The sequence below is a fragment of the Undibacterium sp. Di24W genome, assembly GCF_049340325.1.
GTDB lineage: Bacteria > Pseudomonadota > Gammaproteobacteria > Burkholderiales > Burkholderiaceae_D > Undibacterium.
In genome coordinates this window covers 636,409-656,651 of the sequence record NZ_JBMPOP010000001.1, presented here as the reverse complement: position 1 = coordinate 656,651, position 20,243 = coordinate 636,409, and the positions used below count along the sequence as shown (strand labels likewise).

General features: G+C 47.2%; 16 protein-coding genes. 3 read left to right on the top strand and 13 right to left on the bottom strand.

The window, feature by feature from the left end:
- Positions 1-124: 124 nt before the first annotated feature.
- From ACO0KZ_RS02670 to ACO0KZ_RS02650, 5 genes are all read right to left on the bottom strand, one after another.
- Positions 125-790, bottom strand: a complete 666-nt coding sequence (locus tag ACO0KZ_RS02670; protein ID WP_422992442.1) for a prepilin-type N-terminal cleavage/methylation domain-containing protein — start codon at positions 788-790, stop codon at positions 125-127.
- Between the two features lie 157 nt (positions 791-947).
- Complete coding sequence (locus ACO0KZ_RS02665) at positions 948-2,039, bottom strand: sensor histidine kinase (RefSeq protein ID WP_422992440.1); 1,092 nt, start codon at positions 2,037-2,039, stop codon at positions 948-950.
- Positions 2,032-2,649 (bottom strand): response regulator, encoded by a 618-nt coding sequence (locus ACO0KZ_RS02660; RefSeq protein ID WP_422992438.1) that lies wholly within the window; start codon positions 2,647-2,649, stop codon positions 2,032-2,034. The genes ACO0KZ_RS02665 and ACO0KZ_RS02660 overlap by 8 nt, the downstream gene beginning before the upstream one ends.
- A complete protein-coding gene (locus ACO0KZ_RS02655; protein WP_422992436.1) occupies positions 2,646-3,368 on the bottom strand; it encodes a hypothetical protein in 723 nt (240 codons plus the stop codon). The genes ACO0KZ_RS02660 and ACO0KZ_RS02655 overlap by 4 nt, the downstream gene beginning before the upstream one ends.
- Before the next feature lie 16 nt (positions 3,369-3,384).
- Positions 3,385-4,152 carry an ABC transporter permease gene (locus tag ACO0KZ_RS02650; RefSeq protein WP_422992434.1) on the bottom strand — a complete coding sequence of 256 codons (768 nt, stop codon included), beginning with the start codon at positions 4,150-4,152 and terminating at the stop codon, positions 3,385-3,387.
- Between the two features lie 237 nt (positions 4,153-4,389).
- On the opposite strand from ACO0KZ_RS02650, the gene ACO0KZ_RS02645 reads away from it, so the two are divergent.
- On the top strand, positions 4,390-5,370 hold the full coding sequence (locus tag ACO0KZ_RS02645) for a type II secretion system protein (protein ID WP_422992432.1): 981 nt from the start codon (positions 4,390-4,392) through the stop codon (positions 5,368-5,370).
- Positions 5,345-6,274, top strand: a complete 930-nt coding sequence (locus ACO0KZ_RS02640) for a type II secretion system protein (protein WP_422992430.1) — start codon at positions 5,345-5,347, stop codon at positions 6,272-6,274. Before ACO0KZ_RS02645 ends, ACO0KZ_RS02640 begins: the two co-directional genes overlap by 26 nt.
- A gap of 199 nt (positions 6,275-6,473) precedes the next feature.
- On the opposite strand, the gene ACO0KZ_RS02635 is transcribed toward ACO0KZ_RS02640, so the two are convergent.
- From ACO0KZ_RS02635 to ACO0KZ_RS02600, 8 genes are all read right to left on the bottom strand, one after another.
- Positions 6,474-7,016, bottom strand: coding sequence for a hypothetical protein (locus ACO0KZ_RS02635; protein ID WP_422992428.1), 543 nt, complete (start codon positions 7,014-7,016; stop codon positions 6,474-6,476).
- 41 nt (positions 7,017-7,057) lie between these two features.
- Complete coding sequence (locus tag ACO0KZ_RS02630) at positions 7,058-7,750, bottom strand: hypothetical protein (protein WP_422992427.1); 693 nt, start codon at positions 7,748-7,750, stop codon at positions 7,058-7,060.
- A gap of 1 nt (position 7,751) precedes the next feature.
- A complete protein-coding gene (locus ACO0KZ_RS02625) occupies positions 7,752-9,317 on the bottom strand; it encodes a hypothetical protein (protein WP_422992425.1) in 1,566 nt (521 codons plus the stop codon).
- 17 nt (positions 9,318-9,334) lie between these two features.
- Positions 9,335-10,537, bottom strand: a complete 1,203-nt coding sequence (locus tag ACO0KZ_RS02620; RefSeq protein ID WP_422992423.1) for a type II secretion system F family protein — start codon at positions 10,535-10,537, stop codon at positions 9,335-9,337.
- On the bottom strand, positions 10,534-12,240 hold the full coding sequence (locus tag ACO0KZ_RS02615) for a GspE/PulE family protein (protein ID WP_422992421.1): 1,707 nt from the start codon (positions 12,238-12,240) through the stop codon (positions 10,534-10,536). The genes ACO0KZ_RS02620 and ACO0KZ_RS02615 overlap by 4 nt, the downstream gene beginning before the upstream one ends.
- 75 nt (positions 12,241-12,315) lie before the next feature.
- Positions 12,316-13,962 (bottom strand): tetratricopeptide repeat protein, encoded by a 1,647-nt coding sequence (locus ACO0KZ_RS02610; RefSeq protein WP_422992419.1) that lies wholly within the window; start codon positions 13,960-13,962, stop codon positions 12,316-12,318.
- On the bottom strand, positions 13,959-15,743 hold the full coding sequence (gene mshL, locus ACO0KZ_RS02605; RefSeq protein ID WP_422992417.1) for a pilus (MSHA type) biogenesis protein MshL: 1,785 nt from the start codon (positions 15,741-15,743) through the stop codon (positions 13,959-13,961). The genes ACO0KZ_RS02610 and mshL overlap by 4 nt, the downstream gene beginning before the upstream one ends.
- 95 nt (positions 15,744-15,838) lie before the next feature.
- The gene (locus tag ACO0KZ_RS02600; protein WP_422992415.1) at positions 15,839-17,320 is read right to left on the bottom strand and encodes an ExeA family protein; all 1,482 of its coding nucleotides are present in this window, start codon (positions 17,318-17,320) and stop codon (positions 15,839-15,841) included.
- A 339-nt stretch (positions 17,321-17,659) separates the two neighbouring features.
- Here ACO0KZ_RS02600 and ACO0KZ_RS02595 point away from each other — a divergent pair, with 339 nt between their 5' ends.
- Positions 17,660-19,906 (top strand): beta strand repeat-containing protein, encoded by a 2,247-nt coding sequence (locus ACO0KZ_RS02595; protein WP_422992413.1) that lies wholly within the window; start codon positions 17,660-17,662, stop codon positions 19,904-19,906.
- The last annotated feature ends 337 nt before the right edge of the window (positions 19,907-20,243 follow it).

Genomic DNA, 20,243 nt, shown 5'->3' with positions numbered 1-20,243 from the left:
AACGAAGTATCATAGCATTGTGAGCAAAGCCATGTAAGACTCAGTTTGTATATAAAAATGAGTTAGCTTCATCCATAAAAAAAGCCGGAAAATTTCCGGCTTTTTTTATTCGATCAAACGAAGATTATTGCAAGCGACGGCACATAGTCCAAGTTGTTGCTAAACTTTCGTTGTATGCAACAAGCGCTGGAACTGCCGCAACTGGGTTTAAAGGTGCTGCACCTACTGCACCACGTGCGTCCCCCACGTTATTGCCTGCAGCACCATCAATAATGGTATCCACGCCGAGAGCCTGCTTGTGAGTCAATGCAGATACGCAAACCGACGGACCTTGCAAACCGTATGGGCCAGCAGCTGCGCCAATCGAACCACCAGTAGCGGCGCGTGGTACGGCGTTGAGGCCGATAGCATTTTGGGCGCCTGTAAAGAAGCCAGAAGCACGTAAAGCCTGCCACATAGCCAGATGTTCAGCTACTGGACCTGCTGCAGCAAAAGTATTCGCTACAGGTAATGCCAGCACACCATCAGCATTGCCACCAACCGTAACTGTCCAACCACGTCCTGTCGCAGTTGCAAGTACTTCATCACCAGCCAAAGCACGATAACGGTCAAAATAGCCAGTAAATGCGGAAGATACACCACGCATATCGGTCACTACCGATTTAATACGAGAATTTTCTATCAATTCCTGGCCTTTCAATACACCACCCAGCAATAAGCCGATGATGACCAGAACGATAGCGATTTCAATCAAGGTAAAACCTGATTGTTGAGATTTGATTTGTTTCATACAGACTCCATGAGTAATACAAAAAACGACAAGAACTTGAATTAAAACTATTTGCGGAGTGTAAGTTACCACAAAGAAAAATCACCGCAAGATGTCTAATTTATTTACATGTGGCAATAATTCAATCGAACCGAGCACAATGATCTGATCGCTAATATTAATTGGAAATACTGTCTTTTAAGATTGGCGATTCTTTTTTCACTAATCTGATCATAAACGACAAACGATCACTATCGCTTTGACTAACGCTGAGCGTAGCGCCGCAGCTCTCGAGTAAATGTTTAGCTTGATATAAACCTATTCCCAAACCATTCGGACTCATGCCCCAGAATGGCTCGAATAAACGCTCTATTTGTGGCATTGCGGGGGTATCTTCCGATGCTATGGTAATGATGATGCTGTCAATTTGCTCACTGATATTTATTTTTACTAAAGGTTTGGCTCCGCCAAGGCGTAAATGCAAATCACTGTAATTTTTGAGTATATTTTCCAAAGCACCTTCCAGACTGGTCTCGGCAATATCGATTTGAGCCGATCCCGAGATGTTGGCGTGTAATTGATATAGGTTGACTAGCGAACTCAGTAATTCTTGCAAATCTACGGTGCGGATAATTTCATCTTGAGGCTGGCCTAGCGTCAGGGTTTGTACGATGCGATCCGCCCTTTGCCGCATCAAGGGTGCGGCGTTGCTTAGATAATTGAGTACCTGTTGCTCTTTACCTGCCGGTATCTCCGCCAATTGATCAGCCATTAATTGAATAAACTGCGCGACATTCTTCATGTCGTGTTGCAGGAACAGGGTGAGTTTGGACATTTGTGCCAGCGTGGCATGGATCGCACCGGCTTTGATCCACATATCGCTGCGCAAGAGTAGGAGAAAAGTTTCGATCAGGGTGGCATCAAAATATTTTTTCTCGCCACGATGGTTTTGAAAAAACTCTATGACCAAATGCATTTCGCCTATATGGATTTCTTGTTTGGCGGGTTTGCCTTGCTGTACGCCTTCTTGCGCTTGAATGACGATGCCAAACCAGTCACATTTCCAACGTAGGCCAAGCAGTCCTGCGCTTTCTAATAGCGGCCAGGCATGCTGTAACAAGGCCGGGGCGTCAAATTTATGTTCTTCATTCAGGCGTATTAAAGCAAGATTATGCTTACTGGCGCTGCGTGCCTGCCACCATAAGTAAGTTAGTACCAAGCCTATGGTGGCACCAATAACGATAAGCAGGGGATAAATCAGACTAAGCATCGCGCTCGATACCGAATTTCTTTAAAAAATAATAAATATTCTCGCGTTTCACACCGAGGCGTTTGGCGCTTTGATTGACGTTAAAGCCAGTCTCTTTCAGAATTTGCCGTACCAGACGTTCTTCTGCATCGCCGCGCACACCCTTCAAACCATCGCTGATCTGGGCATTGATCGCAATCCGGGTAATGCCTTGTTCGCCTAATTCGCGTTCTTTTTGTAAGAATAATTCGGCTCGTTTTACGGCACGTAAAATAGCCTCCGCACTTGCTGGTTTTGCCAGAAAGTCAAATGCGCCTTCACGTATGGCGGCCAGCGCTGCGGCTTCTTGATCTTGCCCTGTTAAGACAATCACTTTGACCGGAAGTATCGCCGCTTGAATCTCCTGCAAGGTGGCGATACCTTCGGTAATCGCGTGTGCGTGCGGTGGTAAGCCGAGGTCGAGTATGACCACCGCAATATCACTCTGTTCGGTCAACAAACTGAGAGCAGCATTGCGCGACTCTGCCTCACTCACGCGGTAATCATGTAACTCCAAAACGCCTCTGAGCATCATGCGCAAAGCAGGGTCATCATCGACAACTAGTAAGTGAGCGGTGTTCGCAGCGTTCATGGTTTTTTCGTCTTCTTTTCTGCCGAGGCTTCCATTGCCGCTAGACGTTGCTCAAGGAATTTAAACTCATGAGGGTCGCTGATTTGTCCACTTTGAAGTAATCCACCGAGCAAGATTTTGGCACGCTCTAGTTCGTTCATATCTTCTAATAAGAAAATTTCCATTTGCTTAGCCCAGCTCGGCACCTCAGCTGCCGTCGAGTTCAGACGAATTGCCTGCGCATACTTTTGTGCCAGTGTTAAATCTTTCAAACGATGGCGCGCCAAGTTTGCTGCTTGTGCCATTGCTTTCCAACGATGATTGGGGTCGAGTAAAAATTGTCGATAGATAAAATCGAGCATGCGTCTTTGCTTGGCGTCGTTATTGATTTCCCCATACAACTGGCTGGCCGCAAAGAGAGGGTATTGTGAGCGTGGATCGAGTGCCAGCGAACGGTCTAACCAAGCTTCAACCTGCGCATAATCAAGTTGTTGAAACGAGAGATTGATCCCTGCTTGATTATCAAAAGCCTGCACATACAGCATGGCGACTTTTGAGAGAGAAATCGGCTCACCGAAACTCGCTAAGCGCATGCTCGCTAAGTCAGGTGGCGCCATTAAATTTTCTGCTTTGGCTGTGACGGGGGGCTGCATAAAATGCCAGAGTAATTGCGCCGCAAATGCTAGCAACAATAAGCCCAGTGCCGATTTTGGAACCGTGGAGATAGGGCGTTCACGCATAAAATTGGCGCCTCACTCAGATGTTTTTACGATAAAGATCGAACAAGGCTGCCGCTACCAATAAACTGAGGCAAATCGCGCTTTGTAGCACAATCGAATTTAAATCTGCTAACTGTCCCGTGCGATATACCAACCACTCAGTCTTAGTGAACGTGTCTAAATGCGGAATGACTGCCGAGATACCATTCATTACCATGCCCATAAACTGTTGCGAATTACTTGCTTCCAGTTGTGCATCTTTCGCGATCAATTGCAGCGCAGTGATAGAGCGTGCCAATAAATAAAATCCTAGCGTGGCGCTTAACGCGGCCATGATTTGGTTAAAGCTCAGCACACATAACATCGCAAAGGCGGCGACTATCCACAACTCGAAAATGAGCGAAATCGTCCATAGCAAGCTTTGCGTGGGACTACTAAGAAATAAGGTCAACAAGCCAAATAAGACGGCGGGTACCACTGCCAAGGCAGCAAAACCTGCTAGCTTACCGAGTAGATAGGCGGCGCGCGGCAGGGCAAGCGACAAGAGTAATTCCAAACCCTTATCGTTAAATTCGCGCACCATGCTGGTGACGACGAAAGTGGCCAGTAAAAATGCGGCAGAAAAACGTAAAAAAGCCGCGAGCAAAGCAAGCTGTGTTGCTTGGCTCTCAGTTAATGCAAGTGCATTCAAAAAGCCACTTAAACCTATGCCAAGCAAGGCGACAATCAGCATCAGCCAACTCAAGCGATTGCGTAATGCTTCCAATAAAGTGTAGCTAGCGATACTATAAATTTGTTTGAACATAGGGCGTTTGTTTGTGCTTGTTAGCGCTAGGTATAAAGTGTCGAACAATGACAAAACCAAATAGTCGATAGATTTTAGGATTATAGTGTGGTTTGTGGCGCTTGGATTTAATAAAACCTGAGGTGGCGGCGGCAAGGTGCCCTGTGTGCTTTGGTTTTATGCAACTGAACTTGTTGGAATTTTAATGTCCGTTAAAATAAAATTTGAAATACAAGCAAGCTAGTTTAAGGAAAAAATATGATTCAGCAACAGAGAAAAAAAACGCGTGGCTTTAGCTTGGTCGAGATTGCGATAGTCCTTTTAATTATTGGATTGGCGTTTGGTATGATCGTTGGCGTGACCGGAAGTTTGCGTGAAGGGCAGCAACGCAGTACGGTGCGTACTCAGTTAGAAACGATAGATACAGCTTTAGCTAATTTTGTCGCGCTGTATAAGCGTTTGCCTTGTCCTGCGGATGGTACTATCGACAGCGGTACAGCCGGTGTTGGGCTGGAGACTTTGTGGCTAGGGCCAACTGTACCGTCATCGATAGGCAACTGCAACCCGAATAACCAAGCGAATGGCGTCGTGCCTTGGGTCACATTGGGACTGAGTGAAGCTGATGCGACCGACCCTTGGGGCGGACGCATTAGCTATAGGGTCGATCCCGCACTGGCGACGGGTAGCACATTTCCTCGGTTAATGGATATGAGTAACTGTGATCCTGCGAGTATCGGATTAGCAAGTGCCATTGGTGAATGCAAAATACCAGCTGCGCCTTGCACCTCTAGCCCGAATTGTACTTCACCAGCCGAATTTCTTAAGAACAAAGGGTTAGATGTTTGGGATGGCGTCAATGGCGCTGTAGGCTGGGCATTGCGTCAGAATAACCGAAGTGCCGGCACAGGGGCTGCCTATGTGCTGATATCGCACGGGCCTAGTGGCGGTGGCGCATATAATAAAAGTGGTGTGTCCCCGCAGCCGGGAAATATTGCTTCTGGAACAGCAGACGAAACATTCAATCTCAATGGTGGAGCATTGTTGCCGCCGCCTCCTGCATCTGTTGCCGCTCCCGGACCTCTTCTTTCTCTTCCGCCACCATCTATACCCTACACCTATCGCGATGCACCGATGAACGATAGGGCAACAACGGCGCACTTTGACGACTACCTAAGTCATCCAACCATCATGACCGTTTTAATGAAAGCCAATCTTGGACCACGCGCACATACCAATTAATGCAAAGCAAAAGCAAGCTGGCTTCGCTTTGATGACGATCGTCGCGATTGTGGCAATTATCGCCTTGGCCGTATTTGCAAAATGGGCGATGTCGGATGCTCAGCGTCGTTTAGGTAAAAATACAGCGATAACCAAAGTCCTTAGCAAAGTGGATCTGGCCTTAGTCAGCTATGTGGCGCAGCACAGACGCCTGCCATGTCCTGCCGATGGAAGAATTGCCAGTGGCACAGCGAATGTGGGTTTGGAGCTGGCCAGTTGCCCTTTGCAGGCGCATGGTGTTTTACCGTGGGTGACCCTGGGTTTAAGTGAAGATGAGAGCCGAGATCCTTGGGGGGCTCGCCTTACCTATCGCGTAGATCCAGCTTTAACAGGATTGGCACCACGTTTAATGGATATGAGTAATTGTGATGTGTCTGGTACCGGTTCGGTCGCTGGTGGTGGCGCTTGCCGTACGCCTACCCCGACTTGCGTTGCGAATCCTGCTACCTGCACTCCGCCAGCGACTTTTTTAGCGGGTAAAGGTTTGGACGTGTGGGATGGTGTCGGTGGTGCGGGTGGCTGGGCAACTCGTATTAATAATCGTGTGTTGGGAACGGGTGCTGCCTATGTCGTCATTTCGCATGGAGAAACGGGTGCCGGTGCTTACAATGCTGCTGGGGTTCTACAACCCGGCACGATAGGACCGATTGCTCTAGTACCTCCACCCGGTACTCAACGCGCTGGTAACGATGAAATGCCTAATCTTGCAGACCAGCCTTTAACCTTACCGGCCGCCCAAGCTACTACTTATCGCGTTGCTGCTTTGAATACGAGTATTAGCCTTAGCCATTTTGATGATTATCTCAGCCATCCAAGTATTTCTGAGGTCTTGAAAAAAGCCAGTTTGCAGCAACGCGTTCATTAGTCTTGAAATGCCACTTTCTCATTGTTTAAGTGTACTCATCAGCGCTTAGTGTCGTTCAGTAAAGCTCTTGAGCATTTCTCGTCGTTCCCGCGAAAACGGGAACCCAGCGGCGTAACCCCCCAAAGACGCTGGATTCCTGCCTATGCAGGAATGACGCCATGATGTTTTATGCGTAACTGAACAAGACTGCGCATCGGTACTAAGGCTTTTCCTCAGTTTTCTTAATTGGTCTCGGTGGCGCGGCTTCATACACTTCACGTATTTTGCCCGTCGTGGCATCAAAACTTTGCCCAACTTTAAGTTCTTGACGCTTGCCTGAGGATAGCAGCACAGAGACGGCAGGCGGTTTGCTTAATTGCTGTATGACTTTAATATTCGACGATTTTTTCTGGTCTTGACTCGGCAGTTGATTGATCCAAGTCGTTTCTAACCCATTGCTGCGTTTTACAAAACCGTTATGAGTAAATTCTTGAGGCGGCACCTCAGTGACAGGCGCAGGGGAGGTTTCGACAACTGGCTGCTCTCCCAATTTGTTTTGCGAGCGCAAACGATCCAGATTGACGCGCTCTGCGGGCGTTGAAAATAATCTTCCCAGGTTCTGTCCTTGTGCCGGTACCGCACAAAAAAGAGCGAACAATAACATGGCCGATAGCATATTTGACGGCGATAAGAATCGATGACAGCCTAGGTAAGCTGATGCGGTGGATAGAAGCTTGATTCGCATAGTTAGCAATGTGGGCATCACGAATTCTTTGTGTCTAGATCGGTTGGCATGAGTGTTATTTATTGTGTCTGAGCGGGAGGCGCCAGATCGGCTGCCACACGTCGGCTCATCGTCACCCATTGCAGACTACATTCTGCTTCGAGTTGATTCGGTAAGAGGTTGGCACTGACGGCATTACTTGTTTTGACGGCGCAAGACTGATTAATAAATTGACCTCGCTCGCGCAGACTTTTGAACAGATTCAGCATATCCATCTCGTGCAATAAGTTCATTTTAAATACCAATTTGCTGGCGCGCAGCTCCAGTTCTCCGGACGGAGTCGCTGGGTCAAGTGCCACCGTTTGTTGTGGAAATATCTCATAGCTCATAGGTAATAAACGATATTTCGCTTGAATCGTTTGGATCAGCTCGACTACGTCTAAACGCTTTTCTTCACCAACAAAACCACGTTCAACGAGCTGTATATAGGCGGGTTGAAATTCGCGAATATCATTTTTTTCATTGGTTGCGTAAGTATATTTTCCTTGCGCTTGTGATAATTCAGTTTGTGCTTGCAGCTGTAATTCATTTTGCTGTAAATAGAAAAAATGTGTCCCGCCAATTAGTAGCGTCGCGAAAGCCAGGCATAGGCCAAGTCGAATACATGCCTGCCGGATGATAGGGAAATCATCGTGCATGAAGCCACGTAATTTGGGCGGCTCTTTGGCCGTGCCGATGTTTAGTTTGGCGGGTGGCTGTGAACTTTGCGCCATCTTAAGGTTTTCCAATAATTTTTAAACTAAAACGTGGTTTTGCCAAGGCATCATCATTGCCAATCTGGCTTTCCAGTTTAACGCTAGGTCGGGTATCCAATGCAGGTTTGACAATACTAACTTGTAGACGGGTATCCTTTTGCAATTCATTGACGAACAACTGTACGCTCTCCACCGCGCTTCGATAATCATTCTTAAATGGGATGACTTCCGCTTCCAATTCAAGAATGTCAAAAGCTCGTTTAGGAATACCTAACAGGCCAGGCGAAATTGATATCACGCCGTCAGCAGGCGGTGCAGGCATGGTATTGGGGTCGATAGCGCCACCATCAGTTTCACTGCTTTTCCAATTGAGTTCGTGTATTTTGATTTGCGGTAAGGCATCTAAGGCGCGGCTCAGACTGACTAACAATGCACTTGGGTCGGGCGCGTTCTTGCTAAGAGTGCGGTCCAACTCGACCGCCGTTCTCATTTCTAAGGGATTGGCAACCGTTGCCGGCATGGTGTTGGTTGTTTCCTGATACTTCGCCATTGCACTTAAGGTTTCTATCTTTGCTTGCTGTGCAGTTTGGCGTGCCTGGTAGGCGTCAATGCCATTTGATCCCGACCAAAATAAGGCGAGTGCGACGGTAGCGACGCTGACGACATTGAGCGCATCTCTGAGTTGCGAATAGTAATGGGTGCGAGCTTGTTCTGCGGTCGCATAATGACTAGCGATCCGCTGTGTGCCTAGCAATGATAAAAATAAGGGGTCACAGTAAGTCAATTCCAGCGAGGCGGGCATTTTAAATACCTGACGCGCTTCATTCAGATCGATAAAACGATAATGCGTTCCATCCTCTGTCACCGTACGTTCTTGTAAGCGGGTGAGGATTTCATCTTGCGCCACGACGACAATTTCTAGCGGTGCGCCGCGTGCAAGTTGTCTGGTACTGGCGAGGAATTGACGGGTTTTGCCAATCTCGATAGTGGTCGTATCGGCAATGGACTCAGGACTCCAGGCCGTTTCTGGTGCTAAGCGACTAAATCGTAAGTAGCCATCTTGAAAAAAACTCTGACGCAAACCACTAGATTGGTGGGTGACAAGCAAAGCGGCTTGTTTGCCCAAATTCAAGCGTTTAAATAGTAGCGGATTGAGTAAGGCAACCGAGTAAATCCCAGCAATATCGATTTTCAGTTTTTGTAAAGCGTCGATCCACGGTTTGAGTAATTGCGGATTGGTCAGTGCGCTAAATAGCATCTGATCGTCTTTGCGCCCATCCTTTTCGCGCCCTTGTCGGCTGGCGTCACGATAAGGCGTGTCACGATAAAGTGAATTCAAACGACGCTCAAGTAAATTTTTTCGTGCAGATCCAAAGACATGGGGAATACTGTCACGTTGAAAATCTTCTTCAATTAGATCTGTCAGAAAAAAAGCAGGGAGTTTGCTCAAGTCCGCTAAATACTCAGCAAACTTGGACCAACCGCTGGCATAGTTGTCAAAAACCCGGACGTGCGATAGCTCGCCTTTATCCCAGATAACGGCGCTTAATTGATTGTTCGTCAGGTAGAGCAGGTGCTTAGCCAAAATCGTTCCTAATTTTCTTATTTTAGTTTGGATAAACTGTCGTAAATTGGTCCCATCACAGCCAGCATAATCCAGCCTAAAGTCAGCCCTAGAATCACGGTCATCGCCGGTCCTATCATCGCCTGGACTCTTTCTATCATTTCTTTGATGTCGCGATTATAAAAATAACTGACATTGCGTAAAGCGGTATCCAAAGCGCCTGTTGTTTCACCGATCTTTAACATGCGTATCACCATGGGCGGGAAAATATCTGTGCTTTGAAATGCTGCAGTAACGCTTTGGCCTTCTGAGATCAATACACCAGCCCGACGCAAGCCCGCAGCGATGGCTTCGTTGTCGACGATATCTTCTGATAGACGTATGCAGTCTAAAATCGTAATGCCGGATTCATACATTAAGGCAAAAAACGTGACGAAGCGGGACAAAATAATTTTATGTAAAACTGGGCCTACCATCCATAGTCGCAATTTGTAGCCATCCGCCTTGAATCGCGCTTCCGGGCTATTTTTTAATAGAACTAACAGCCCCAGCCATAACAAAAAAGGTAGGCTTAGGACAATATACCAATAGTGAATAAAAATATTGGAAACAAAAATTAAAGCCTTAGTATGGAATGGCAACTCTTGTCCCATACTGGTGATAAAGCTGATCAATTGAGGCACCAGATAAATCATCAAAAAGAAAATAACACCCGTGACAACGATGCCGACAATCAGCGGATACATAATAATTTTCTTGGTTTGCGCCGCTAATTCATCTTGCCATTTGATGCTTTCGCCCAAGCTTTGAAATACTTCCGAAATACGTCCCGTCTTCTCACCGGCGGTAATCAGGCTGGTGAAAGTTCGATCAAAGATCATGGGGTAACGTTCCATCGCTTCTGATAGTTGCGAACCACCCTCGATGTTTTCAATCAGATCGGCCATGACACCGCGAAAACGCAGATTCTCTGCACCGTCTCGTAAATCGCTTAAGCCTTCTAAAATAGGTACGCCCGCCGCCGTCATCTGCTCCATATGAAAGCAAAAATTGATGAGATCTTTTCGCGTCACTTTGACGCGACCTAAGGAAATAGATTTTGCGGCTTGTTCTTTAAAGTCGATCAGATCCAAATCCATACGCTTCAGACGTAGCTCCAGCTCAGGCACGTTGGACGCATCCATGCTGCCTTTTTGCTTTTTGCCATTGCTGGCAATAGCACTATAGCTATACATCGTCATGGTTTGAGCCTGTCTGTCAAATCAACCACACGTGAAATTTCATCTAAAGTCGTTACGCCTTCCAATACACGTCTTACCGCGTCTTCGACTAAGGGACGGAATCCCGCAGCGAGTGCCGCTTTACGCAATTCTCGTTGCGTTGCGCGGCGCGCGATTAAATCATCGAGTTCGCTATCGATCTTAAGAATTTCTAAGATAGACATACGTCCTTTATAACCTTGGTGCATGCAGTGTGAGCAGCCTACTGCGCGATAAATACGGGTCGGGGCATCGTCTTTTTTAATTCCCAATAATTGTCTTTCCATGTCATCTGCAGTGACTTCCTCTTTACAATGCACGCATAATTTACGTATCAAGCGTTGCGCCACGATACCGATGATATTGCCGGCCATGATGTCGGGCAAAATGCCGATATCGAGCAAGCGAGGTACCGCACCGATGGCGGAATTGGTATGTAAAGTGGAGTAAACCTGATGTCCGGTCATCGCGGCGCTAAACGCCATTTCAGCGGTTTCTGTGTCGCGAATTTCACCGACCAGAATGATGTCGGGATCTTGCCGCATCATAGAACGGATACCATTTGCAAATCCCATCTTGGCCGATTCGTTGACCGAGGTCTGGCGTATCATGGGCATAGGATATTCGACGGGATCTTCCAAGGTCATGATGTTGACCGAATCGGTATTAACGTGATTCAGGATCGAATACAGCGTCGTGGTCTTACCGCTACCGGTAGGGCCGGTTACCAGGATGATGCCTTCAGGGCGTGCAATCATCAGTTTGAGCAACATCAGATCGTTTTCTTCTAAGCCCAGATTATCTAAGGGTACTAGGCCTTTTTGTCTGTCCAAAATACGCAGAACGACGTTCTCGCCATGCGTTGTGGGTTGCGCTGCTGAACGAAAGTCAATCTGTCGACCGGAAAAATTGATTGAAATCCGACCATCTTGCGGCGAGCGAGTTTCGGCAATATTCATATTGCTCATGACTTTTAAACGCACCACCATCGCAGGCCAATAGGTTTTATGCAAGCTGCGAATTTGCCGCAAAATCCCATCGATACGGTAACGTATGCGTAAGAAAAACTCTTCCGGTTCGAAGTGAATATCGGATGCGTTTTGCTGAACCGCATCGGCCAAAATAGCGTCCATCAAACGGACCAAAGGCTGACTATACTCATCGGAAACTGATTGCAGACTTTTGTAATTGATCTCACCGGTTTCGATCTCTTGCAAGATGCCATCAATGGATAATTCAAAACCGTAATACTGATCAATCGCTTTTACGATATCAGATTCACTCGCCAACATTGGGGTGACGCTGATATCTTTACCCAGCATTGCGCTGATTTGATCGAGCGCAACGATATTTGCAGTATCGGCCATCGCGAGCATGAGCTTGCGTAGATTCTTGTCGAACACCATAGGGAACACGCGATAGCGCTTCGCCACATCTTTAGAGACTAATTTGATCGCATTGGCGTCAGCGATGATGCTGGTCAGATCGGTACTTTGCTGATTCAGGTTTTCGCTCAGTGCTTCGCGTACTGTCGCTTCGGTAACAAAGCCCAAGGTAATCAGCAATTTACCGAGCGGCAAACTAGTTGCTTTCTGCTCAATCAGGGCAATACGTAATTGATCTTCACTAATGACCCCTTTTGAGATCAATAGTTTGCCCAAGGGGAGTTTTAACGGTTCAGCCATGCTTATGCTCTATCTGTTTTGTCGTGCTGGGATAAAACAAAACATCTTGTTGGTCCGCGGTCTATTGCAATTGCCTTACTCATTTAGTGCCTTCTCAAGATCGGCAATGCGTTGTTGCACTTTGCTGCGACTAAAATTACCGGGGCCGTTTTGGCCTGCTTCTAAAGCGCGTTGATAGTACTCTTTAGCGAGTTTGCTTTGATTTAATCTATCCAAACTGACCGCCAGATTAAACGCGTAGTCGGCATTGACGGGTTGTGTGGTGAAAGCGCGGAAATAATTCTGTTGTGCGTCAGACCAGCGCCCTTGTTGCGCATATAAATTACCTAATGCAAACAAGATGGAGCCCGCATTGGGGTGTAGTGTTAAGGCGATCTTTAGGCGACTTTCGCTTTGCACAGGATCACCTTGCTGCAAACTCGTGAGGCCAGCAATTGCTTCCGGGTCATTTGGATCAAGTTCTAATAATTTTCCGTAAAAACCACCTGCTTTATCTGCAGCTCTTTGATTGAGTGCGAGTGCAGCCAAGCCGAGTAAGGCATCACGACTATTCGGTTCTTGTGTTAGTACGCTTTGGTACTGACGTTCTGCCGTGGCGACATCGCCCGCTAAAAAAGCTTGATAAGCGCTACTCAATGTTGGGTTGATTTGGTTACCGCTATTGCCTTTGCGAATTTGGATAGCATTCGCGTCGTGTACGATGTGACCTGGCAAACTAGTGGCATTGCTGGAAGATGGCTTGGCCGATTTTTTCGACGATTGATTCGATGACCCGGCCGCAGATCCAAGATCATCCTCCTTATTTTTCTTGGAAACTGCTGCAATTTTTAGCTCACTGCTTGATGCTTTGTTCGCATTACTTGCAGGATTTTGCGCCGAATTTGAAGCCGTGCTTGCGCTTGAGTTTGTCGCAATAGCAGTCGGCAATGTGCTCGTTTCAACCGCGCTCGCGGCTGAAGCAGTGGCGATATCATTCGTGTTCGCAGTCGATGCAGGTGTTGGCAACTGCTCTGGAATTTGAGCTGGCACAGTATTGACAGCACTACCCAAAATTCCCGGTCGATTCTCTATCAGATTGCTTTGCCAATAGACATAAGCAACACCCGCTAACACAAAGAGGCTGATGCCGCTAAAGGCGAATAGCCAAGGTTTCTTACGGTCTGCTGGTATAGTTTTTGAGGCAAAAACGGATTGAGCTTTTTTTTGCTCTGCCGCAAGTAAAGGATCTACTTTTGCATTGGCTCTGACTTGCTCGGGATCTATTCGTGGTCTTTGCAGCCTGTCCGCCATGGATTGCTCAGGCTTTGTTGCCGGCATTTCTAATATAGCATCTGCTTCCGGCGTTTTTTGTGCGGAGTTATGTGCGGTCTCGTGTGCTGTCTCTTGTACCGCATATGATGCTGATGAGGGGGCTGTAAAGCCTTCACCCATAAACGGTTCATATTGAGCAGCCAAGGCATTCAAGGGTTGACTGATAGTCGTGGCAGGGAGTACATCTTCTAGAAAATGGCTTTCCGGTTTGGTCTGATCCAATGTGAGCGACAACGATGCATCATCCGCTAACACAAGTTCGGATTTGACCGGTTCCAAACTCGGCGTTTCAGCTGCGGGAAATACGGTTTCTGGATGATTTTCTGTCGGCGATAGAGATAGGACGGCATCGCTTTGTTGCTTTTGTTTGGTTTGCTCTGCTTTCTTGAGCGCCTGCATTAACAAACTCATGGTTGTCCCGCCTTTTTTGCACTGTTTGCGTTAGGCGTTTTGCTTGTCGGTTGGTTGGGCGCGGGTTCCGTATAGGGTTCTTTATTGAGCGGCGCATCGTTCGGTAAAAGGTAGCGATAATTTTTATAGTCACCGCTCAGACTCGCATCTTTAACGACGATAGGACGCATAAAAATAACTAATTCTGATTTAGTCGCGGTCTCATTTCTGTAGCTTAAAGCATTGCCAAAGAAGGGAATTTTACTGGCACCGGGTACTTCGTCTTTTAAATTATTGACACTGTCTTGCATCAAACCACCCATGACAGCAATCTGGCCGCTGCTGACTTTTAAGACCGATTCCATCTCGCGGGTTTGTATGACAGGTACTTGACTTACTACTGGCACGGTCGCATTGGCTAATGCTGGGTTGGGATCTTGAACAAAACCGATAATGCGAGAAATGCTAGGACGGACATTGATCGTTACTTCTTCGCTGTCCGCGATCTGCGGAGTCACGCTCATGACAAAACCTACCGGCACCGTATTGAGGCTTGAAGTGTAGGTCGTGATAGCGGGGGTGCCGACGCTGCCTTGCTGGGTTGTTGCCGTAATCGTGAAGTAAACACGGTTGTCTACTACTTTCAGCAAAGCCGTTTGATTATTCAAAACGCTAATTTTCGGGCTGGATAGCACTTTGACTTTACCAAACGATTCTAATAATTGTATGGTCGCAGCGATATTGCCTAAGCCCGTCAAGGGTTTCAAGAAATTAAAATTCAGGATGCCTTGACTGGTGCTTGGGTTGATACCGGATGGTAACGCGCTTCCGTTTGCTTGACCGAAACTGACATTCGGTCCTTCGTTGGGACTGGTGCGTAACGATGACCAGTTTATTCCTTGCTGGTATTGATCGTTGAGTTGAACTTCAATGACGGTCGCCTCGATCAAGACTTGGCGTTTGGCACTGGACATCACCAAGTCGAGGAACTCTTGAATTTTTTCATGTTGACGACCCGTAGCACGTACGGCAATCAGGCCGGTTTCGGGATTGGCGATGACCGATGCGGCTTCACGATAGCTAACTTGACGAGCATTGTTATTGTTTGCGGTCGTATTTGCGCCCGCAGTGCCATTGGCCGTTGCTGGCGCTGCCTGATTGGCGGCATTTTGTGCATTATTGTCTGGGAATTGCTTGTCGGTCTCACGCAAAGTGTCCTTGATGTTTTCTACCAAGGTTATCCAGAAACGATTGTTCGAGGTGTTTGAGACCGATGTCGTTGAATTGTTATTGCCCCCGCTACTATCGCCCGAGGTGCCACCGGTGGTCGAGATTTGCGTTGCAATACTGACGGTGCTGCTGGTGTCACGCGATACGTTGACGTAATCGATCTTGTAGTTGCGCAGGAAGGGCGTGTCTGGCAGTACGACTAAATTGGCGCCATTTAGTTCGAATCGCATATCAACTTGTTTGGCGATGCGTGACAATATTTGCGGCAAGGTTTGATCCAAGGCATTCAAAGTGACTTCGCCTTCGATACCAGAATGGATATCGACATTGACTTTGGCATCACGTGCTAAGGCAAATAACAGGGATTGCACCGGTACTTTGTAGACAGCGACACTATAGGTCTCCACTTTAGGGGTGGGCTTAGGTGGGCTGATGCTGGCGCTTTGACGCACTGGCTCAGGAATCGTATCGGTACTTCGATTCGCCTCTTGGATGTGACTGGTAGAAGGCGCAATTGCTTGCGTACCGCAGCCAGCGAGGAAAACGCAACAGGTGACAGCTAATTTATTCATCGATTCGAGTTATTGGTCAATTACAAGTCATTGGCGAGTATATGTGAGGCAATTTTAATGCCACCTAAGCGTTAATGCGGCGAGTTTTCTCTATTTCACCACAAATCCGCACTCTGTGAGCGCTCCATTTCGCTCTTAAGTCCCTCTATCGTGCGTAATTGTGCCCGAATTGCCGTGGTTTCTTCTAGTTCCTTACGCTTTTGCCAGGCGTTTTCGCGCTTGTTGAAGCTGTTGTAGACAATGCCGTAGCGCGCTTGGTTCGCTAGTTTGGTTGGATAGAGATAGATATTGTCTATGCCAAATTGTCCGGCATATTGTTTAAGTAGCGCCTCTAACTTCGATGCGTCGCTATTATCGACTAAACTCAGTTGTATCGTGTAAAAATGGTCGGGCGTCTCAGCTAGCCATTTTTTTGATTGTGCGACGCGTAGTTGGAGTACGCTGGTATTCTCAGTCGCAGGCGGCGCTGTGGAAACGGAATTAACTGGTTCAATCAGTTTTTCTGATCGTGGTGAGCTAGTCGATACCGGGTCTTGCTCATTTTTGACGGTATTGGTTTGCGTGGCTGTAAGTGCAACGGGTGTTGTGTTGATGCCTGCATTTTTTTTAGTTGCAGCCGTTGCAGTGATTGTCGCTGGCGCATTGAGCTCAGCGACTTTATTGGCGTTATTTGTTTTCCATGACCAATGTGCCCAATACGCCAGACCCGATAGCAATAACATACTCAATATTGCTAAGCTAATAGGCTGGTAAGCGATATCTGGCTTCTTGGAAGAAAATTCGCTATCGCGGATCGCAGCGTTAATGTGCTTGGCTTCCACCGCATGAGTATTGTCTGCAAAGGCGGCCAGCAATGCCTTGTCCGCGAGGATGTTAATACGCCTGACGATGCCCTCCGATACTTTTGCCAGGCGTTTAATCGCGGCTTTGCTAAAGACATTCGGGCCGTGGTAGCCTGCTGCCCGCATGCGAAACATCAAGAATTCTGGAATGAGAGCCGGTGGCATTGGAGGTACCAAAAAACTGTGGGTAATCCGTTCTTTCAACTGGCGCATGCTGGGCAAGTTGAGATTCTCATCTAATTCTGGCTGGCCAAATAAAACAATTTGCAATAACTTGTGGTGGGCTGTTTCCAAATTAGAGAATAGGCGGATTTCCTCCAAAGTGTCGAGTGGCATTGCTTGCGCTTCTTCCACCAATAAGACGACTTGTTTGCCATTGATATGCTTGGTAATTAAATCTTGATGCAATAAGCGTATTACCTCGTCGGGGCGTTTTCCTTCGGTCGGGATTGATAATTCGCCCGCAATAGTGAACACGACTTCTTCACGACTTAAGGTCGGATTAACTAGGTAAATCACTTCTACATGAGCCGGCATTAAGCCTTCCAGCATGCGGCATAGCATAGTCTTGCCGCTGCCCACTTCGCCAGTGACTTTTATAATGCCCTCGCCATGGGTTACGGCATAAATTAGCGCATCCAAAATATCACCGCGCTTACTTCCAGAATAAAAGAAGGCGGGGTTGGGTGTGATACTGAATGGGGATTGGTTCAGGCCAAAATGAGAATGGTACATAGAAATTGAGGTCTGTTGTCCTAGTGGCGATTATAAGCATTTCTCGTCGCAAGGATACGCACTATCCACCTGTTTTGCAGGGATTTGAATGTGTCATGTTGTTTCTCACATGGGGAATTTGTAACAAATGATCATGTTCTATGCAAAAATATCGCTGACATAGTATTGGTATTGGTCTTTAATTTAGCTTCGCCCGCCTGCTTAAATCTCTGCGAGACGTCGTTCATTCCTTTGAAATACTTTGTATATACTTTGCATAAAATCAGGCAGAAAAGAAAAATCGATAGGATAATGGCGCTCAATCGAAGTTCAATTAGCAGTAAATTTTTTTGGATAATTATGGTTTCTCATACGACTTATAGTTTGGCGACAAAAGTCGCGCGCCCACTTCGCTTGATTTATACCTTGTTTGGATTGCTGCTGAGTGCGTTACTGCTTGCATCTTGCGGCGGCGGTGCCGGCACAGTAGGTATACCCACGGGTAAATCGCTGTACACGACAGCGCCTGCCACGGCGAGTATTGCGCTCGGCAGCACGGCTAGCTATGAGATTGGCGGTGGTACGGCAACCTATAAAGCGAGTAGCAGTAATGCGACCGTCGCTAGTGTGGAAGTAAAAGGCACGACCTTAAATGTTAAGGGTCTGCTTAATGGCACGGCGCAAATTGTGATCAGTGATTCTACAGGTGCACAAATTAGCATCAGTGTGACGATTGGTAGCGGCAACACTACCGTAGATTTATTTGTGACAGCGCCAAGTAACTTGAACTTAGCGCCTGGGTTCTCCAATAGCTTTATGATCGGTGGCGGTAGCCCTGCTTATTTTGTGAGTAGCAGTAATACGTCAATAGCCACGGTTGGGATTAATAAAAATAGCTTCTTTGTTTCTGGTATTAAAGCCGGGACTGCCCAAATTATTATTGTTGATAGTGCTGGTACAGCAGTTACTGTGAATGTGACTGTCGGTAATGGCGGGACTGTAACGCCTCTATATGTAACTGCTGCAGGAACCATTAATTCGAGTATAGGCGAGATCAACGATTATATGGTGGGTGGTGGTACCGGACCGTATCTGGTGACTAGTAATAATAAGAGCGTCGCCACCGTTACCTTGACTGGAAATTCAGTGTCGGTCAAAGGTATCGCTAAAGGTTCGGCCCAAATTATGGTGTTTGACGCAACGGGTGACTCGGTCAGTACAACGGTCGTGGTTGACCCGACTGGAACCGTGATTCCGCTATACATTGCAGCAGCTAGTGCCGTGACGATGGAACCTGGTGCGAAAGCGGTATATGCAGTGGGCGGTGGAACAGCGCCATATGTTGCGACCAGCAGCAACATTAACGTTGCCAAAGCTGAGGTAGCGAATAATGTTCTAACGGTTAATGCCGTAAGCGCGGGTAGTGCGGAATTTTTAGTGTTTGATGCTACTGGTGTGTCTGTTAAGATCGCCCTTACCGTGGGTTCGGGTGGCGGTAGTTCCGTCGAACTTTATACAACTGCCGGCACGGGTGTAGTCACACCTAAAGGTAGCAGCAATACCTATATCGTCGGTGGTGGTAAAGCGCCCTACAAAGCAACTAGTAGCAATTCCGCTGTGGTGACAGTGCCTTCGAATGTGAGTGGCACGGAATTTACAATTTCGAGTGTTGCGGTCGGCTCATCACAGGTAACGATTTTTGATGCGACGGGTGCTTCGGTTAGTTTTAGTGTGACAGTCAGCTCTGGCGATAGCGGTGTGAGTTTATTTACAACTGCCGGAAACAGTATCACCTTAGCGGTTGGTAAATCAGATACTTATGTTATTGGTGGTGGTGTGGCGCCATATAGTTCAACTAGTGGTAACGCTAGTGTTGTAACCGCTAAAGTCAGCGGTGGGACTACGCTAGAACTTAATCCGGTCGCAGCAGGTAGTACTCAGGTGACTGTATACGATAATAGTGGTAACTCCGTTACGATAGGTGTAACGGTTACAGCTACGACCATTACTGAAATTGATGTGCAACCAAATGGCGCCACTGGCAACGTCGGCGATGGCCTGAAATTTCTGGTGAGCGGTGGTAAGCCGCCGTATGCGATTACTGTCAATAACACTAGCATTGCTTCTGTTGCACCGGCTACTGTGACTAGTAGCGGAGGTGACTTTACAGCTACTTTACTGAATGTTGGGAGTACGGTCGTGACGATTACAGATGCGTCCGGTCAGACTAAGGCATTTACCCTAACGGCTAGTCAAATTAATACGATTCTTCGCATATCTCCGAATCTTTTCGTGCTAGGTGAAGACAGTAAGGAGATTGTTAATCTCAATATTTTTGGTGGCACGCCACCATACCGTGCCTTTACTAGTGATCAACGTTTGTCTAGTGTGAGTATTGCTGCCGGTAGCAGTGTTTTGAGCGTAGGCCTTGGCACAAATACTGATCGTTGCTTTACGCCGTTTGACTCCAGTGGCGTGCGTGTCCCATTCGGAACCTTTGATATCACTATCACCGTACTTGATAGCCTTGGTGCTACTGCGACAGCTACAATGACATTGAAAGATAATGGTCGTGGCGATGGCGTTACTCTGCCTTTGTGTGGTTAATTAGAATCGATAATTAGTCGATACTAAAGCTTGTGAGAAAGAGTCCAGCTAGCTAGTTTGGACTCTTTTTTGTTTTCCCATCTTTGTTTTCCTGTCTCATTTCTCGATTTAGTAGGTGCTTTTCACGAGCCAACCATCCGCTAGCGAGCGCTCGCTCACTGTGGCATTTCCCTCTCCATTCATTATTCAGGTCATTTAGCTAAACACATGGGTATAGCTGATGTCCTACTTTCAGTATCTTTCGTAAGTCTCTAATTTATCGAGATATTCTTCCGTTTACAGGTTTAACTGTGCGCGCTAAGTCATTGACTTTATTCAATAATTTCACATTTCACGT

Bases quoted from the DNA above. Each gene is read 5' to 3' on its own strand.
- ACO0KZ_RS02595 (WP_422992413.1), top strand. From the start codon at position 17,660: ATGGTTTCTCATACGACTTATAGTTTGGCGACAAAAGTCGCGCGCCCA.
- mshL (WP_422992417.1), bottom strand. From the start codon at position 15,743: ATGAATAAATTAGCTGTCACCTGTTGCGTTTTCCTCGCTGGCTGCGGT.
- ACO0KZ_RS02610 (WP_422992419.1), bottom strand. From the start codon at position 13,962: ATGAGTTTGTTAATGCAGGCGCTCAAGAAAGCAGAGCAAACCAAACAA.
- ACO0KZ_RS02630 (WP_422992427.1), bottom strand. From the start codon at position 7,750: ATGGCGCAAAGTTCACAGCCACCCGCCAAACTAAACATCGGCACGGCC.
- ACO0KZ_RS02600 (WP_422992415.1), bottom strand. From the start codon at position 17,320: ATGTACCATTCTCATTTTGGCCTGAACCAATCCCCATTCAGTATCACA.
- ACO0KZ_RS02655 (WP_422992436.1), bottom strand. From the start codon at position 3,368: ATGCGTGAACGCCCTATCTCCACGGTTCCAAAATCGGCACTGGGCTTA.
- ACO0KZ_RS02660 (WP_422992438.1), bottom strand. From the start codon at position 2,649: ATGAACGCTGCGAACACCGCTCACTTACTAGTTGTCGATGATGACCCT.
- ACO0KZ_RS02650 (WP_422992434.1), bottom strand. From the start codon at position 4,152: ATGTTCAAACAAATTTATAGTATCGCTAGCTACACTTTATTGGAAGCA.
- ACO0KZ_RS02645 (WP_422992432.1), top strand. From the start codon at position 4,390: ATGATTCAGCAACAGAGAAAAAAAACGCGTGGCTTTAGCTTGGTCGAG.
- ACO0KZ_RS02665 (WP_422992440.1), bottom strand. From the start codon at position 2,039: ATGCTTAGTCTGATTTATCCCCTGCTTATCGTTATTGGTGCCACCATA.
- ACO0KZ_RS02620 (WP_422992423.1), bottom strand. From the start codon at position 10,537: ATGACGATGTATAGCTATAGTGCTATTGCCAGCAATGGCAAAAAGCAA.
- ACO0KZ_RS02670 (WP_422992442.1), bottom strand. From the start codon at position 790: ATGAAACAAATCAAATCTCAACAATCAGGTTTTACCTTGATTGAAATC.
- ACO0KZ_RS02615 (WP_422992421.1), bottom strand. From the start codon at position 12,240: ATGGCTGAACCGTTAAAACTCCCCTTGGGCAAACTATTGATCTCAAAA.
- ACO0KZ_RS02635 (WP_422992428.1), bottom strand. From the start codon at position 7,016: ATGCCCACATTGCTAACTATGCGAATCAAGCTTCTATCCACCGCATCA.